This is a genomic window from Pseudomonas sp. PB3P13 (assembly GCF_054897735.1).
The window spans coordinates 4916151-4932200 of sequence record NZ_CM142702.1 but is presented as its reverse complement, the minus strand read 5'-3'; the positions used below and the strand labels follow the sequence as shown (position 1 = coordinate 4932200).

The window sequence follows — 16050 nt, the reverse complement described above, 5'->3', positions numbered from 1 at the left end:
CTTACGCGCTTTTCCCTTGCAGCTTGTGGCTTGTAGCTTGCAGCTGCCTCACTGCGATTTCCGGACCCGTAGGTACCATTCGGAAAGAAGCCGAACCTGTTTGTCGGTGTAACCGCGTTCCACCATCCGTGTAACGAAGTCGTTGTGCTTCTGTTGATCCTCTTTGCTGGCCTTGGCGTTGAAGCTGATGACGGGCAGGAGATCTTCAGTGTTGGAGAACATTTTCTTCTCAATGACCACCCGCAGTTTTTCGTAGCTCAGCCAGGTTGGATTTTTGCCATTGTTGTTGGCCCGGGCGCGCAGTACGAAGTTGACGATCTCGTTGCGGAAATCTTTCGGATTGCTGATGCCGGCCGGTTTCTCGATTTTCTCCAGTTCTTCGTTCAACGCCACGCGATTAAGGATTTCGCCGGTTTCGGGGTCGCGGTATTCCTGGTCCTGAATCCAGAAGTCGGCGTACAGCACGTAGCGATCGAAGATGTTTTGCCCGTATTCGCTGTAAGACTCGAGATAGGCGGTCTGAATTTCCTTGCCAATGAACTCGATGTACCGCGGCGCGAGATATTCCTTGAGGAAACGCAGATAGCGTTCGCGAGTCTCGGCCTGGAACTGTTCCTGCTCGATTTGCTGCTCCAGCACGTACAGCAGGTGCACCGGGTTGGCGGCAATTTCGTGCGGATCGAAGTTGAACACTTTCGACAGGATCTTGAACGCAAACCGGGTGGAGAGGCCGTTCATGCCTTCGTCGACGCCGGCGTTATCGCGATACTCCTGAATCGATTTGGCTTTCGGATCCGTGTCTTTGAGGTTTTCGCCGTCATACACCCGCATCTTGGAATAGATATTCGAGTTCTCCGGCTCCTTGAGGCGTGACAGCACAGTGAACTGCGCCAGCATTTTCAGTGTGTCAGGCGCGCAATGAGCTTTGGCCAGCGAGCTGTTGAACAAGAGTTTGTCATAGATCTTCACTTCGTCGCTGACGCGCAGGCAATACGGGACTTTAACGATATAGATCCGGTCGATGAACGCTTCGTTGTTCTTGTTGTTCCTGAAGGTGTGCCATTCCGATTCGTTGGAGTGGGCAAGCAGGATCCCGGTGAACGGAATCGCGCCCAGGCCTTCGGTACTGTTGTAGTTGCCTTCCTGAGTGGCGGTCAGTAGCGGGTGCAGCACCTTGATCGGCGCCTTGAACATTTCGACAAATTCCATCAGGCCCTGGTTAGCCCGGCAGAGAGCGCCGGAGTAGCTGTAGGCGTCGGCGTCGTTTTGCGGATATTCCTCAAGTTTGCGAATGTCTACCTTGCCCACCAGTGCCGAGATGTCCTGGTTGTTTTCATCTCCCGGCTCGGTTTTTGCCACGGCGATCTGGTTGAGGATCGACGGATACAGCTTCACTACGCGGAACTGACTGATGTCACCGCCGAATTCGGCCAGGCGCTTGGTAGCCCATGGCGACATGATGGTATTGAGGTAACGCCTTGGAATACCGAAGTCTTCCTCGAGGATTGCGCCATCTTCAGTGGCGTTGAACAGCCCCAAGGGCGATTCGAAAACCGGCGACCCCTTGATGGCGTAGAAGGGCACTTTTTCGATGAGCTGCTTGAGCTTCTCAGCCAACGACGATTTACCACCGCCGACGGGACCGAGCAGATAGAGGATTTGTTTCTTCTCTTCGAGTCCCTGCGCAGCGTGGCGGAAATACGAGACGATCTGGTCGATGCATTCTTCCATCCCGTGGAAGTCTTCAAAGGCCGGATAGCGACGGATCACCTTGTTGGAAAAAATTCGCGACAGCCTCGAATTGGTCGAGGTATCCAGCAGCTCCGGTTCTCCGATGGCCAGCAGCAGACGCTCGGCGGCGGAAACGTAGGCGCTGCGGTCCTGTTTGCACAGTTCAAGATACTCTTGCAACGAGAGTTCTTCCTGGCGTGTGGACTCGAAGCGTTGTTGGAAGTGGCTAAAGATACTCATGACGTCACCTCGCTCGATACGTGGAGCCGACGCCGGATCACTCAGTCGATGCTGGCAGCGACCGAACAGGCAGTCGCTGTTTACCCCCCAGAACTCTTTCGACGCACAACGCCGAAAGCTACTCCCGATGACCCGCGCGCCGGTGTACCGGCTCTCCCCTGTTTTGGATGGCCTGCGCTTAAGGATAGTTGGGAATTCAGGAGGTACAGGCGAGATACGTAATTAGTTGTGGCAGACCGTTTGTCTGCCACGCCCTGACCCGCAGGGGCCGGGGCCTGAGCGCTGGAAAAAAATTATTCCGAGGTGCCTTGGGCGGTTTCCGCCGGATAAATCGAGCGCCACAGCTCAAATCCACCGTCCATGCTGTAGACGTCGGAGAAGCCTTGGCTGATCAGGTACGCTGCGGCGCCCTGGCTGGAATTGCCGTGATAGCAGACGACCACGGTCGGCGCGTCGAGGTCGGCGGCACGGATGAAATCCGAAATGGAATGGTTATCCACATGCTTTGAACCACTGATGTGCAGCGCGGCGAACGTGGCGGGATCGCGGACGTCAACGACCACTGCACCGTTTTCGCGCAGGGCGTGTGCCTGCTCTGGGGGGATACGTTTGAATTCGCTCATGGCGGGCTCCTTTGGCTCGGCTGTCAGCGCAGTCTAGCGCCGGGCGCTGGTTGGCGTGTGTTCGGAGAGGGTGGGGGAGATGGGCGATCGGGCGTTGCCGTGTTCGTCGCATTTACAAGGCAGGCGTACACCGGTGTCGACGTTCATCAGGGTTAACGAACCGCCCCAGACACACCCGGTGTCGAGGGCAAAGATGCCCGGTTCATTACACTGGCCTTCCAGCGCAGCCCAGTGGCCGAAGATGATTTTCGTGTCCCTGGTCTTGCGTTCCTTGTGCTGGAACCACGGCTTATAGCCGTGCGGAGCCGAGTCGAGACCTTCCTTGCTCTTGAGGTCAAGCTTGCCCTCGGCCGTGCAGAAACGCATGCGGGTGAAATAGTTGGTGATAACCCGCAGGCGTGTCACACCTTTGAGGTCACTGTCCCATTTCAACGGTTCGTTGCCATACATGCCATCCAGGTAGGGCGCGAAACGGTTATCGTCACGCAAGGCATCCTCAACTTCAGCTGCGCATTTCAAGGCTTTGCGCAGCGACCATTGCGGCGGTATGCCGGCATGGACCAGGGCAATATTGCGCGCCTCGTCGTAATGCATCAGTTTTTGCTGGCGTACCCATTCCAGCAGCTGCGCGCGGTCCGGGGCTTCGAGAATTTCGCACAGGGTGTCGGCTTTTTTCAGGCGCGCGATATTGTGGCCGGCGGCCAGCAAGTGCAGGTCGTGGTTGCCGAGCACACACACCAGCGATTCGCGGATGCTATAGAGGAAGCGCAGGGTTTCCAGCGACTGGGGGCCACGATTGACCAAGTCGCCGACCAGCCACAGTTTGTCCCGCTCCGGGTCGAAGGCGACTTGCTCCAGCAGGCATTTCAGGGGTTCGAGACACCCCTGCAGGTCGCCGACGGCATAGGTTGCCATCAGTGAAGGGCCCCGGGGACCGCCAGTCGGAAGGGTGCAATGATGGCATCGAAATGTTTGCCGTCGTCAGCCAGCATTTCGTAGTTGCCCTGCATAGTGCCGACCTTGGTCGTCATGACTGTGCCACTGCTGTAGGTGTGGCTTTTGCCTGGGGCGATCAACGGCTGCTGACCGACCACGCCCGCACCGCGAACCTCCTCGACATGCCCGTCACCGTCTGTGATCACCCAGTGCCGCGACAGCAGCTTGGCTGGCACGAGGCCGTTATTGACCACGGTGATGGTATAAGCGAACGCAAAGCGGTCTTGATCGGGTTGCGATTGTTCTGCCAGATAGCGGGTGACGACGCTGACGTCGACCTGGTAACGAAGATCGGACATGCAAAAGGCCTTAAAAACGAAGCGGAACGCGGGCGTAGCTGATGTGTTCAGTCTAGGCCAAGTATCGGGTAGTAAACCAGACTGACGACCTACCCGATAGCGTTCATCGCCAGTCAATCGGCGACGGGTTTGACCTGTTCGCTGAGCTTGTCGGCCAATCGCACGAACGCGGCCAGGTCGAGTTGCTCGGGGCGCAGACTACCATCGACACCGGCAGCTTCGATTTCATCGTTGCTCAGCAATAATTTCAGGGTGTTACGCAGGGTCTTGCGACGCTGGTTGAAAGCCTCGCGCACAACGCGCTCCAGCAGTTTGTGATCCTTGGCCGGGTGCGGCAGTACGTCGTGGGGGACCAGACGCACGATGGCCGAATCGACTTTGGGCGGCGGATTGAACGCGCCCGGGCCGACGTTGAACAGGTGCTCAACCCGGCAGTGATACTGCACCATGATCGACAAACGACCCCAATCACCGCCGCCCGGGCCAGCCGCCAGGCGCTCGACCACTTCCTTCTGCAGCATGAAGTGCATGTCGCGAATGATGCCCGCGTTGTTCAACAGGTGAAAAATCAGCGGCGTGGAAATGTTGTATGGCAGGTTGCCAACCACGCGCAGGCTGTTCGGTGCAGCATTGAGACTGTTAAAGTCGAACTTCAACGCATCGCCTTGGTGCAGGTTGAAATTGCTCTTGTCGGCAAATTGCTGGTTGAGGATCGGGATCAGGTCCTTGTCCAGCTCGACGACATCCAGCTGCGCACCGCTGTTGAGCAGGCCTTGCGTCAATGCGCCCTGGCCCGGGCCGATTTCCAGCAGGCGGTCTTCAGGTTTGGCGCGGATGGCGCGCAGGATGCGGTCGATAACGCCGGCATCATGGAGGAAGTTCTGGCCAAAACGCTTGCGCGCCTTGTGTTGGTAATGCTCGGTCATAAACGGGTCTCGGCCATCTGGTAGGCGGTTTCCAAAGCGACTTGCAGGCTGCCGGTGTCGATCTTTCCGCTGCCGGCCAGGTCCAGGGCGGTGCCGTGGTCGACCGAGGTGCGGATGATCGGCAAGCCGAGGGTCACGTTTACTGCCGCGCCGAAGCCTTTGTACTTCAGCACGGGCAAACCCTGGTCGTGGTACATCGCCAGCACCGCGTCGCAGTGCTCCAGATATTTGGGGGTAAACAGAGTGTCGGCGGGCAGGGGGCCGCGAAGGTCCATGCCCTCGCCGCGCAGGCGCTCCAGAGTGGGTTCGATAATGTCGATTTCTTCATGGCCCAGGTGACCGCCTTCACCGGCGTGCGGGTTAAGCCCGCAAACCAGGATGCGTGGTCGGGCGATGCCGAATTTTTCTTGCAGGTCGCGGTGCAGAATTCGCGTGACTCGCTCCAGCCGCTCAGGCGTGATTGCATCGGCAATCTCGCGCAGGGGCAGGTGGGTGGTGACCAGCGCCACACGTAATCCGCGCGTCGCGAGCATCATCACCACTTGCGCGGTGTGGGTCAGGTCGGCGAGAAATTCCGTGTGCCCGGAAAAAGCGATACCCGATTCGTTGATGACACCCTTATGTACCGGGGCGGTGATCATGCCGGCGAAATCTCCATCCAGGCAGCCTTGACCCGCACGGGTCAAGGTTTGCAGAACGAAAGCGGCATTGGCCTTATCCAGCTGGCCGGCATGTACCGGGGCGCTTAGCGGCGTATCCCAGACGTACAGACTGTTGGCCGGCGCGGGGGTATCGGGCCAGGCATCAGGCGTGACCGGCAATAAATCGACCGCCACACCCAACTGCGCGGCCCGCTCGAGAAGCAGGTCGCGGCTGGTAATGGCAATCAAGGGGTGGGGCTGGGTGTGCGAGGCGAGCAGCAGGCACAGGTCAGGACCTATGCCGGCCGGTTCACCGGGTGTCAGCGCGAAACATTTCGGTTTCACTGCGCTGCCTGGTCTGCACCAGGAAGTTTGATTTCCACGTACGCTTCGTCACGGATCTGACGCAACCAGCTCTGCAGCTCTTCGTCGTATTTGCGGTTACGCAATACGGTCATCGCTTGCTGCTCGCGGGCCTGGCTGGTGCTGTCGGTGGCACGGCGGCCGAGGACTTCCAGAACATGCCAGCCATATTGGGTCTGAAATGGCTTGGACAGCTGACCTTGCGGGGTGTTGGCCATCACTTCGCGGAATTCCGGCACCAGCGCGTTCGGGTCGATCCAGTTAAGGTCGCCACCGTTGAGGGCCGATCCCGGATCTTCCGAGAAACTTTTCGCCAGTTCGGCGAAGTCTTCACCCGACTCGATGCGGTCGTAGAGCTTCTCGGCCAGACGCTTGGTTTCGGCTTCGCTGCGGATTTCGCTTGGCTTGATCAGGATGTGACGCACGTGCACTTCATCGCGCACCTGGGTGTCACCGCCACGCTTGTCGAGAATCTTCAGAATGATGAAGCCCCCCGGCGTGCGCGTTGGCTGAGTCACGTCGCCGACTGCCATCGTGCCGAGCAGGCGATCGAACGGTGGTGGCAATTGACCGGCTTTACGCCAGCCCATATCGCCGCCTTCCAGAGCGGTTTCGCTGGCAGATTTGGCGATGGCCAACTGACCGAAGTCGGCGCCTTGCTTGAGCTGCTGATACACCGCGTCGGCCTGTTTGGCGGCATTCTGAATCGCGTCGGAGTTGGCGCTTTCCGGCGTAGGAATCAGGATGTTGGCCAGACGGAATTCTTCGGACAGCTGCATTTTGCCAAGGTCGGAAGCGAGGAAGTTCTTCACTTCCTGCTCGGACACCTGGATGCGTTCGGCCACACGGCGCTGGCGCACACGGCTGATGATCATTTCGCGGCGGATCTGGTCACGGGCGTCGTCGTAAGACAAACCATCGCGAGCCAGAGCGGAGCGGAACTGGTCAATCGACATGTTATTGCGCTGGGCAATGGTGCCGACGGCCTGGTTCAGTTCTTCATCGGTAATGCGGATACCGGAGCGTTCGCCGATCTGCAGTTGCAGGTTTTCGACGATCAGACGCTCCAGCACCTGCTGATCCAGCACGCCAGGCGGTGGTGCAGCAGCACCACGCTTGGCGATGGTTTGCTGAACTTCATGAACACGCTGGTCCAGCTGGCTCTGCATGACCACGTCGTTGTCGACGATGGCCACCACTTTATCGATGGACTGTACCGCGGCGTTTGCCGCAGTACCCAGGAACAGCGCGCCCAGCATCAGCGGGCGCAGACAATCAGAAAGCTTGGTCTTCACGTTCACGATAACCTTGGATGCCTTTGTCGAGGAAGCTCTCTACCTTGGAGCCGGTGAGGCCGCCGAGACCTTTCAGGACGATTTGAAGGAAGACGCCATGGTCGCCTTTCTCATTTTCCGGAGCGTCTTGACTGGTTTCGTCATAGTCGACCCAGTAACGGTTGATCACGCGCAGCTTCCAGCAGCAGTTGTCGTACTCGAAACCACCGAAGGCTTCCAGCGTACGGTTGCGGTTGTAGTCGTACTGCCAGCGGCTGATGACGTTCCATTGCGGCACAACCGGCCAGATGACCGAGAAATCGTGCTGCTGGATCTTGTAGTAGTCCTTCACGTAACCCGCAGTGCCCGGCGTGCCGTAGTCACCGCCACCCACCGACCACCGACCGGTTGTCTGGTCATAACGGACCTGGTCATTGCGATAGCGATAGCCGGCGTTGATGACCTTGTTCGGGTTGTCTTCAGGCTGGTAGTGGAACATCGCGCTACCCGAGCGAGGGCTGCGGCTGTCCGGATCCCAGTTGTACTCGGCGGTGGTGCGCCAATCACGGTTCCAGCGGTATTCATACTCGAGTGCATACGGAGAGACGTCGGATTGAGCGTCGTCACGAGTTCTTGCATCAATACCTGGCAACTGAACTTCGCGGTCCTTGAAGTACACAGCCTGGCCGATACTGATGCGTTGGCGTTCGAAACCGTTGTCTTCGATCCAGCGACTGGTCACGCCCAGCGACAGCTTGTTCTCGTCGCCGACGCGGTCGGAACCGGAGAAACGGTTGTCGCGGAACAACGAGCTGTAGTTGAACAGCGTTTCACTGGTGTCGAATACCGGGATGTCTTCCTGGTCGGTTTCCGGCACATAGAGATAGAACAGGCGCGGTTCGAGAGTCTGGTTGTAGTTCTTGCCAAACCATGAGGTCTTGCGATCGAAGTACAGACCACTGTCGATACTGGCGATCGGCACACCGCGACTCTGACTGCTGCTGTAAGTGCCGTTGAGACGGTCACCTTCAGAGCCCTGAGACGCGATGTCGGACTTGCCCTTGCCATCAAGATCCAGGTCGTACTGGGTGTATTGATACTTCAGCGATGGCGTAATGAAGCCATAACTGGCGTTCATCGGCAGGCTGACACCCGGCTTGAGATTGAGGCGAGTACCGTTGGCACGGGCCAGACCGAAGACGTTTGTATCTAGCCGAGGTGAACCGACGGTGCCATCAGCGTTAAATGGACCGCCGTCTTCATTGATAAAATTGCCATCTTCAAGGTCCCGATCAAACCGCACGATTTCTGTTTCATAATCGAAGTTCATCCCTTCCGGATGATACGGCAGCTGACCATTGAAGGTGATCTGCGGCAAGCGGTTGTACGGTGTGATGTTGGAAACCGTTGCCAGCTGGTAGGCCTGCGCATTGATACGCGCAGTGTAACTGTCGCCACGATAGCTGACAGAACCCTGCTGATTCACGTAGTCGTCGCTTTTGATGCCGATCTGATCGCTCTGCAGATCCTGGAAGTAATACGGATCGCTGATCTTGGTGTAGTCAACTTCTGTAAACACTCGGGAGTCGAGACCGCCCTTGTGCTGCCAGTTGTACATGTAGCGGGTTTTTTCGTAATCGGTCTGCAGCTTTCGATCGGTGTTGTCGTCGTTGAGGTAAGCGGCGCCGAACTGTCCTTCGCTGGACTGGGTCAGGTAACGGAATTCGCCTTCCAGCAACATGCCGCGCTTGCTCATGTAACGCGGGTACAACGTGGCGTCGTAGTTCGGCGCCAGGTTGAAGTAGTACGGGGTCACGAGCAGGAAGCCTGTGTCGCTGCCGGTGCCGACGGTCGGCGGCAGGAAACCGGACTGACGACGGTCGTCGATCGGGAAATAGATGTACGGGGTGTACAGAACCGGAATGTCCTTGACCCGCAGCGTCACGTTGGTCGCGGTACCGAAACCGGTGGCCGGGTTCAAGGTGATGTTGTTGCCCTTGAGCTGCCAGGCGTTGCTGTCCGGTTCGCACGTGGTGTACGTACCATCCTTGAGGCGGATGATCGCGTTCTCGGCCCGTTTGGCGTACAGCGCATTACCGCGAATGCGCGATTTGTGCATCACGTATTCGGCGTTGTCGATTTTGGCTTCACCGGTGTCGAGCTGCACATCGGCGTGGTCACCGACGATCAGTGCACCGTTGTCGCGAATGCGCACGTTGCCGCTCAGTTCGCCACGGCTTTCGGCCTGATAGAGGTTTGCCTCATCGGCTTCGGCCTGCATGCTGCCCTGACGCAAGACGACGTCACCGGCCAGTGTGGCGACCTGTTCATCCTGCTTGTAGCGGGATGCTTTGGCACCGACAAAGGTAGGCGCATCACTTTTATCCGTCTTGTCATTCATGCCAGGACGAATCGGTTCGATATAGGAACCAGAGCAATAAGGACCGGTTTCGGCCAATTGCGCTGCAGTGAGCTTCTCGCGGGGAACCCAGTCCAGGTGACTGTAGTCTGCGCTACGGGACTTCAGGCCGCGGCCGTTGGACTCGGTAACCAGCACAGGTTTTTCGCCGGTGTCTTGACTGGAACTGCCGTCGGCCGGAGTCTCGCCGCTCGTGCTCACTGCGCTGCCGTCATGGACGGGACGCGGTGGCAGCGCAGCGGCTGGAGATTTCGGCGCACAGTCCCAGGCACCCGAAGCAGAGACTGAGCAGTCATACTGTTCCGCGGCGACCACGAACGAAGTGGCTAGAGGTTGCAGGGCCAGCAGACTGCCGGTGACCAACAACGGAAATTTTTTACGAAACGCGGGGGATTTCAATGCCATCTTATTAGTCCGGGCTTCCTGCGTGCCATCTGCCCGCGGTGTGGGCCGCACGCCTCTCGATGGTCTGAAAAAGATGCTGGATAATAAAGCATGACCCGCTTGACGGCTAGCGCCGTCGGAGACCCTTGCAATGCCTGACCAAGATGTACGTTTGCAACACCTGAAAGTTTGGCTCGAAGAACAGCTGGCGACCCTCTTTGCAGAACAGGGTTGGGGAGCAGTACCCCCGGCCACGTTGACTGCGGCCAGCAGTGACGCGAGCTTCCGACGCTATTTTCGCTGGGAGGGCGAGGGGCGCAGCTTCGTCGTGATGGATGCTCCACCGCCCCAGGAAAACTGCAAACCGTTCGTGGATATTGCTTTTTTACTGGCGAAATCCGGAATAAATGTGCCGAAAATTTACGCCGAGGACCTCGATCGCGGTTTTCTTTTGCTCAACGACCTGGGCAACCAGACTTATCTGGACGTCATCGACAGCGAAAATGCCGATGATTTGTTCCAGGATGCGTTGCAGGCGCTGCTGGCTTTTCAGCAACTGCCGATGGTCGCGCCGCTCCCCAGCTACGACGTTGCACTGCTGCGCCGCGAGCTGGAGTTGTTCCCCGAGTGGTATGTGAAGCGCGAGCTGGGCGTCGAGCTGGACGCCACGCAGCAAACTCTCTGGCAACGAGTCAGTGACCAGTTGATCGACAGTGCCCTGGCTCAGCCCAAGGTACTGGTTCATCGCGACTACATGCCGCGCAACCTGATGCTTAGCGAGCCCAGCCCCGGGGTGCTGGATTTTCAGGATGCGGTTTATGGCCCCGTGACCTACGACGTGACCTGCCTGTTCAAAGACGCGTTTCTCAGCTGGCCCGAAGAGCGGGTGCTTGGCTGGCTGGAAAATTATTGGCGCAAAGCCGGGGCGCTCGGCATCCCGGTTCAGCCGGATTGGCAGGATTTCCTGCGCGCCAGCGACCTGATGGGTGTGCAGCGTCACCTGAAAGTCATCGGCATTTTCGCGCGCATCTGTCACCGCGACGGCAAAGCACGTTATCTGGCCGATGTGCCGCGATTCTTTGCCTATATAGAAGCTGTGGTGGCCCGACGTCCCGAACTCGCCGAATTGGGTGAATTGCTGGAAAGTCTGCGCGCCGGAGCTCAAGCATGAAGGCGATGATTCTGGCGGCGGGCAAAGGTGAACGCATGCGTCCGTTGACACTGACCACGCCCAAACCTCTGGTGCGCGCAGGCGGGGTGCCGCTGATTGACTACCACCTCAAAGCCCTCGCCGGGGCCGGGTTCACCGAAATCGTGATCAATCACGCCTGGCTCGGTCAGCAGATCGAAAGTTATCTGGGGGACGGTTCGCAGTACGGCGTGCGCATTCAGTATTCGCCGGAGGGGGAGCCGCTGGAAACCGGCGGCGGAATTTTCCGCGCGCTGCCCTTGCTGGGTGATGACGCGTTCCTGGTGGTCAACGGTGACATCTGGACCGACTACGACTTCAGCGTGTTGCATCAGCCAATCGCCGGGCTGGCCCATCTGGTGCTGGCGGCTAATCCGACACATCATCCGGCGGGCGATTTCAGCCTGATCGACGGGCAGGTGCGCGACGGTCAGCCGTCGACACCAACCTTGACGTACAGCGGCATTGCCGTGCTGCACCCGCAACTGTTCGACGGTTGCTCCGCCGGCGCGTTCAAATTGGCGCCATTGCTGCGCACCGCGATGGCTCAAGGACAGGTCACCGGTGAGCGGCTGCACGGGCAATGGGTCGATGTCGGCACTCACGAACGTCTCGCAGAAGTTGAAACCTTGATAGAAGCGAGTCGCTGAGATGTTGTGGCCAGGGACTCTGATTGGAGCCGGACTGGGTTATGTCATCGCCAGTATTCCGGGGGCCATGCTTGGCGCGTTATTGGGACAGGCGCTGGACCGGCGCCTGCAACTGCAAAGTTGGGGGCATTTGCGTGAGAGGCTCGGCGGTCGCCCGATGCTGCGCAACGATGAACTGCTGTTCGTGCTGCTGGGGCGTCTGGCCAAGTGCGATGGGCGGGTAGCGGACGGGCATATTCAGCAGGCGCGTCAGGAGATGCGCTCGCTGGAAATGACCGAATCGGCACAACGCCGTGCGATCACGGCGTTCAATCGTGGCAAGACCGGGCACGACCGTTTAAGTGGGTATCTGCGCCGCATGAGGGGCCAGCCCCATGCCGCCGAGGGCGTCTTGCGCGCCTGCTGGCGGATGGTCTGGGCCGATGGCCGCGCCGGTGTCGGTGAGGTTGAACTGGTGCGTCAATGGGGCAAGTGGCTCGGCTGGACGCGCCATCAGGTGCAAGCGCTCGCGGAAGACTATGAACCGCAGAAGCGTCCCGTGGTGACCAGTGCCGTGACCTATCAGGATGCCATGCGTTTGCTCGGCGTCACGGCCACCACTGAGCCGGCGCAGATCAAGCGTGCCTATCGACGCTTGCTGAGTCGTCATCACCCGGACAAGATCGCCGGCAGCGGCGCGACGGCGAAGCAGGTGCGCGAGGCGACAGACAAAACGCGCGAGTTGCATACGGCGTATACGCTGATTCGGGAACGACGGGATTTTCGCTAGTCGGTATCCTTGTGTCGTCAGTGCTGGCGAATGACACCGCGCGGGTCTATCAATTCGCCGGCGGCTTTGGGTTCAACCACCCGCGCACCCGACGAACCAGTTGCTCCTGCTCAGCCTTGGCATCACCCGGCAACGCCTTGAGCGATACCTGGCTGTAAGCAACGGCTTTCAGGCGTTTGCTCGCTTGCAGACGCTCCACCGCCAGGCTGCGATCCAGCGGTTTGTCCTTGTAAAAGATATCCACTGTCGGCAGCTTCAGGGTCGGCGTCAGTTCCACCAGCGGCGGTTTCGCCGCTGTCGGTGTCTGCGCTGCGATCATGGCAAACTTCTCGATCTGCGGCGGCTGCCTTTCGTTCAGAAAACGCGCGGCCCAGTAGGCGCCGGTGCCGTGGCCCAGCAGCACAATGCTGCGAACACTTTGTTGTTCTGCGTAGGCAATCGCTGCATCGATGCGTGCGAAGATTCGCTCGGCATCGGCTTTCGATTGATCCTCACCGGTTTCGGCGACAGCTTTGTCGACGATTTCTGCCTCCCCGCCGGCTGCCTGTTCGATCGGCGTTGCGGTCGTCGAATCCTTGCTGCCGACATCAGGCGCCTTGATCGTTGGCGGCACCTCGACCACGCGCGGAGCAATGACATCGCTTTGCATATCGGGCAGGGTGATACTCAAGCTGCTCCATTTGGCATCCGGCAGCTTGCGCCGCAACGGACCAATAGCCTGTGGCCAGTCAGCCGTTTCGCCAGCGCCCGGGACGATGATCACTGCGCCTTTGGGTTCGGCGGTGTTGGCGGGTTTCCACAAGGCCAGAAAAGTGTCGTTGCCGGCCTGCAGCTGTTGTTGTTCCTGTGCGGGGATTTTTCGTTCAAGTGCTGTCGCTTCTTCCTGACTACGCTCCAGCAACGGCTGACGCTCAAGCGGTTTTTCGCTGACGGGTTCTTCCGCAGCAGCCGGCGCGGTTTCAGCGGCGGCGACGGAAAACGCGCAGGGCAGGAGCAGCGACAGGCACAATGCTGGCAGTGCCAGGCGGTAGACAGGGGGCATCGGATATTCCAGGCCAGAAGTTATTCCGCCAGCCTAATAGGTTGGTCAGTGTTTGTCAGTGTATGAGACTTCGATGATGCGTTTTTGCTGCCTGTGGGTTATCGGCTGTTTGTTGTTTCCCTTGACGGGCTGGCCGGCGTCCGCGCCGCCGGCTCACCTCGCACAACTGTCGGCGAGCCAGCAGCAATGGCTGGCGCAGCACGATCAATTGCGCGTCGGCGTTGTCTTGCAAGTGCCTTACGCGCAATACGACCGCCGTCTGCAGCGACTGTCAGGGGTCAACATCGAACTGATGAAATGGCTGGCCAAGGCACTCAAGGTCGAGCTGAGCTGGCGCAACTTTCCCGACCTTGCACAGCTGGAGGCGGCCGCCCGCGATGGTGAGATCGACCTCGCGCCCGGCTTGACCCAGACTCCCGCAGGCTTGCGTCTGTGGCAGTTTTCCGATCCGTACATGCGCGTGCCGCAGCTGGTGGTCAGCGATCAAAAACGCAGCGGTGCGGTCGAGCTGGAACAACTCGACAGCCAGACCCGCGTGGCCGTGCGCATGCCCAGCGCCACCGCCGATTACTTGCGCAGCAATTATCCGCACCTCAATCTGCAAGGCGTGCCGATCGAGCGTCAGGCCTTGCAGTTGTTGTTGAGTCAGCAGGCCAGCTATGCCGTGGTCGACGAAGCACAGCTGGGGCGCCTGTCGGTCGAGCCGGAGTTCGCCGGGCTGGTGGTGGTCGGTGACATCGGTTTGCCGCAATTGCTGCGCGTGGCGACGCGCCGGGACTGGCCGGAACTGGCCGCTATTGTCGAAAGCGCGCTGCGGGCGATTCCGGCCAAGGATCTGGAGCAACTGCACAATCAATGGCTGCAACCCAAGTACCCGCGGCTGACCGACTCGCCGGGTTTCTGGCAAAACCTGTGTCTGCTGCTGGCGGTGTTGATGTTGAGCAGCATGGCGATCGTGTTCTGGCAGCGCCGCCAGCAATTGAGCCTGGAGCAACGGCTACGGGCGGCGCGCGAAGACATTGCCCTGCGCGTGGCCAGCGAGGAAGCCCTGCGGCTTACGCAGTTTTCCATCGACCAGAGCACCGTTGGCATTCTTTGGGTCAATTGGGACAGCCATGTGCGTTACGCCAACCGCGCCGCCGAAACCATGCTCGGTTATCCGCCCGGCGGCATTCTTGACCGGCCGCTGATCGATTTCGAGCCCGGCCTGCACATGGACCGTTGGCTCAACCTGTGGAAGCGCGCGCGGGCCAGCGAAGAAGGCCCTCCAGGTTTTGAAACCAATTGCGTGCGTGCCGACGGCAGCGTTTTGCCAGCAGATGTTTCGCTGAGTTTTCTGCGCTTCCGCGATGGCGAATACCTGGTGGTTTACCTGAACGACGTCACCGAGCGCCGTCGGGCACTGGCTGCTTTGCAGGAAAGCGAGGCGCGGCTGCAGGGTATCGCGGCCAATGTTCCGGGCCTGGTCTTTCGCCTGGAGCGCGCGCCGGTGACAGGGCAGATCGATTTTGCCTACATCAGTGAGGGCAGCGAGAGCCTGGTCGGTTACTCGCCGGCCACCCTGGCCCATCGCGACAATGGCCTGCGCAGCCTGGTGCATCCGGACGACAAGGCCAGTTATCACCAGACTCAGGATCACGCGCTGGATACCGACAGTGACTGGTCGTGGCAAGGGCGCATCCTGACGCGGCAGGGCGAGCAACGCTGGGCCGAGATCAAGGCAATTACCCGCCGGCTCGAAGATGGCGCCTATGTCTGGGATGGCATTGTCTGGGACATCAGCGAAAGCAAGCGCATCGAACTGGAACTGGCCAGCTCCCGCGAACAATTGCGCGAATTGTCCGCGCACCTGGAGAGCGTGCGCGAAGAAGAAAAGGCGCGCATTGCCCGCGAGGTGCATGACGAGTTGGGGCAGATGTTGACGGTGTTGAAGCTGGAAACGTCCATGTGCGAACTGGCCTACGCGCAGCTTGACCCAGGTTTGAACGAACGCTTGAACAGCATGAAGCGCCTGATCGCTCAGCTGTTTCAGCTGGTACGCGATGTGGCCACGGCGCTGCGACCACCGATCCTCGACGCGGGTATCGCTTCAGCCATTGAATGGCAGGCCCGGCGGTTCGAGGCGCGCACGCAGATCCCGTGCCTGGTGCAGGTGCCGGACAATTTGCCAGTGCTCAGCGATGCCAAGGCAGTTGGCTTGTTTCGCATCCTTCAGGAAGCGCTGACCAATGTCATGCGGCATGCCCAGGCGCATACTGTCGAACTGACGTTGACGCTGGAAGGCGAGGAGTTGTGTCTGACGGTGAGTGACGATGGCGTAGGATTCGTCCCTGCGGTCGGCAGGCCGACATCCTTTGGTGTTGTGGGCATGCGTGAGCGGGTGTTGATCATGGGCGGGCGGTTGTGGCTTGAGAGTGAGCCCGGGGAGGGCACGACGTTGAGCGTGCGGGTGCCGGTGGATGAAGCCTGATGCATTTGTGTTGTCTGTACTGACGCTTTCGCGA

The 16050-nt window shown here is 59.4% G+C and carries 13 protein-coding genes; 4 read left to right on the top strand and 9 right to left on the bottom strand.

Features of this window, described 5'->3' with window-relative positions; genetic code table 11:
- Positions 1-48: 48 nt before the first annotated feature.
- The 8 genes from ACYZT1_RS22815 to ACYZT1_RS22780 form a co-directional block, all read right to left on the bottom strand.
- Positions 49-1971 (bottom strand): PrkA family serine protein kinase, encoded by a 1923-nt coding sequence (locus tag ACYZT1_RS22815; protein ID WP_028621509.1) that lies wholly within the window; start codon positions 1969-1971, stop codon positions 49-51.
- Positions 1972-2264: 293 nt separating this feature from the next.
- Positions 2265-2594 carry a thiosulfate sulfurtransferase GlpE gene (glpE, locus tag ACYZT1_RS22810; RefSeq protein ID WP_462016799.1) on the bottom strand — a complete coding sequence of 110 codons (330 nt, stop codon included), beginning with the start codon at positions 2592-2594 and terminating at the stop codon, positions 2265-2267.
- Positions 2595-2627: 33 nt separating this feature from the next.
- Positions 2628-3509, bottom strand: coding sequence for a symmetrical bis(5'-nucleosyl)-tetraphosphatase (locus ACYZT1_RS22805; protein ID WP_462016798.1), 882 nt, complete (start codon positions 3507-3509; stop codon positions 2628-2630).
- Positions 3509-3889 (bottom strand): Co2+/Mg2+ efflux protein ApaG, encoded by a 381-nt coding sequence (gene apaG / locus ACYZT1_RS22800; protein WP_462016797.1) that lies wholly within the window; start codon positions 3887-3889, stop codon positions 3509-3511. The genes ACYZT1_RS22805 and apaG overlap by 1 nt, the downstream gene beginning before the upstream one ends.
- Positions 3890-4002: 113 nt before the next feature.
- Positions 4003-4815 carry a 16S rRNA (adenine(1518)-N(6)/adenine(1519)-N(6))-dimethyltransferase RsmA gene (gene rsmA / locus ACYZT1_RS22795; RefSeq protein ID WP_462016796.1) on the bottom strand — a complete coding sequence of 271 codons (813 nt, stop codon included), beginning with the start codon at positions 4813-4815 and terminating at the stop codon, positions 4003-4005.
- Positions 4812-5801, bottom strand: a complete 990-nt coding sequence (pdxA, locus tag ACYZT1_RS22790) for a 4-hydroxythreonine-4-phosphate dehydrogenase PdxA (RefSeq protein ID WP_462016795.1) — start codon at positions 5799-5801, stop codon at positions 4812-4814. The genes rsmA and pdxA overlap by 4 nt, the downstream gene beginning before the upstream one ends.
- Positions 5798-7114 (bottom strand): peptidylprolyl isomerase SurA, encoded by a 1317-nt coding sequence (surA, locus tag ACYZT1_RS22785; RefSeq protein ID WP_462016794.1) that lies wholly within the window; start codon positions 7112-7114, stop codon positions 5798-5800. Before surA ends, pdxA begins: the two co-directional genes overlap by 4 nt.
- Positions 7095-9917, bottom strand: a complete 2823-nt coding sequence (locus ACYZT1_RS22780; RefSeq protein WP_462016793.1) for an LPS-assembly protein LptD — start codon at positions 9915-9917, stop codon at positions 7095-7097. Before ACYZT1_RS22780 ends, surA begins: the two co-directional genes overlap by 20 nt.
- 130 nt (positions 9918-10047) lie before the next feature.
- On the opposite strand from ACYZT1_RS22780, the gene ACYZT1_RS22775 reads away from it, so the two are divergent.
- Genes ACYZT1_RS22775 through ACYZT1_RS22765 form a run of 3 tightly spaced genes read left to right on the top strand, consistent with a single transcriptional unit; the run spans position 10048 to position 12504 of the window.
- Positions 10048-11067, top strand: coding sequence for an aminoglycoside phosphotransferase family protein (locus tag ACYZT1_RS22775; protein WP_462016792.1), 1020 nt, complete (start codon positions 10048-10050; stop codon positions 11065-11067).
- A complete protein-coding gene (gene murU / locus ACYZT1_RS22770; RefSeq protein WP_462016791.1) occupies positions 11064-11735 on the top strand; it encodes an N-acetylmuramate alpha-1-phosphate uridylyltransferase MurU in 672 nt (223 codons plus the stop codon). The genes ACYZT1_RS22775 and murU overlap by 4 nt, the downstream gene beginning before the upstream one ends.
- 1 nt (position 11736) lies before the next feature.
- Positions 11737-12504 carry a TerB family tellurite resistance protein gene (locus ACYZT1_RS22765; RefSeq protein ID WP_462016790.1) on the top strand — a complete coding sequence of 256 codons (768 nt, stop codon included), beginning with the start codon at positions 11737-11739 and terminating at the stop codon, positions 12502-12504.
- Between the two features lie 49 nt (positions 12505-12553).
- On the opposite strand, the gene ACYZT1_RS22760 is transcribed toward ACYZT1_RS22765, so the two are convergent.
- The gene (locus ACYZT1_RS22760) at positions 12554-13546 is read right to left on the bottom strand and encodes an alpha/beta hydrolase family protein (RefSeq protein ID WP_462016789.1); all 993 of its coding nucleotides are present in this window, start codon (positions 13544-13546) and stop codon (positions 12554-12556) included.
- Between the two features lie 73 nt (positions 13547-13619).
- Here ACYZT1_RS22760 and ACYZT1_RS22755 point away from each other — a divergent pair, with 73 nt between their 5' ends.
- The gene (locus ACYZT1_RS22755) at positions 13620-16016 is read left to right on the top strand and encodes a PAS domain-containing sensor histidine kinase (protein ID WP_462016788.1); all 2397 of its coding nucleotides are present in this window, start codon (positions 13620-13622) and stop codon (positions 16014-16016) included.
- The last annotated feature ends 34 nt before the right edge of the window (positions 16017-16050 follow it).

What these genes read in the sequence shown, in the direction of transcription:
- ACYZT1_RS22755 (WP_462016788.1), top strand. Translation starts at nt 13,620, where the DNA reads ATGATGCGTTTTTGCTGCCTGTGGGTTATCGGCTGTTTGTTGTTTCCC.
- ACYZT1_RS22775 (WP_462016792.1), top strand. Translation starts at nt 10,048, where the DNA reads ATGCCTGACCAAGATGTACGTTTGCAACACCTGAAAGTTTGGCTCGAA.
- ACYZT1_RS22805 (WP_462016798.1), bottom strand. Translation starts at nt 3,509, where the DNA reads ATGGCAACCTATGCCGTCGGCGACCTGCAGGGGTGTCTCGAACCCCTG.
- ACYZT1_RS22760 (WP_462016789.1), bottom strand. Translation starts at nt 13,546, where the DNA reads ATGCCCCCTGTCTACCGCCTGGCACTGCCAGCATTGTGCCTGTCGCTG.
- apaG (WP_462016797.1), bottom strand. Translation starts at nt 3,889, where the DNA reads ATGTCCGATCTTCGTTACCAGGTCGACGTCAGCGTCGTCACCCGCTAT.
- ACYZT1_RS22765 (WP_462016790.1), top strand. Translation starts at nt 11,737, where the DNA reads ATGTTGTGGCCAGGGACTCTGATTGGAGCCGGACTGGGTTATGTCATC.
- glpE (WP_462016799.1), bottom strand. Translation starts at nt 2,594, where the DNA reads ATGAGCGAATTCAAACGTATCCCCCCAGAGCAGGCACACGCCCTGCGC.
- murU (WP_462016791.1), top strand. Translation starts at nt 11,064, where the DNA reads ATGAAGGCGATGATTCTGGCGGCGGGCAAAGGTGAACGCATGCGTCCG.
- ACYZT1_RS22780 (WP_462016793.1), bottom strand. Translation starts at nt 9,917, where the DNA reads ATGGCATTGAAATCCCCCGCGTTTCGTAAAAAATTTCCGTTGTTGGTC.
- rsmA (WP_462016796.1), bottom strand. Translation starts at nt 4,815, where the DNA reads ATGACCGAGCATTACCAACACAAGGCGCGCAAGCGTTTTGGCCAGAAC.
- ACYZT1_RS22815 (WP_028621509.1), bottom strand. Translation starts at nt 1,971, where the DNA reads ATGAGTATCTTTAGCCACTTCCAACAACGCTTCGAGTCCACACGCCAG.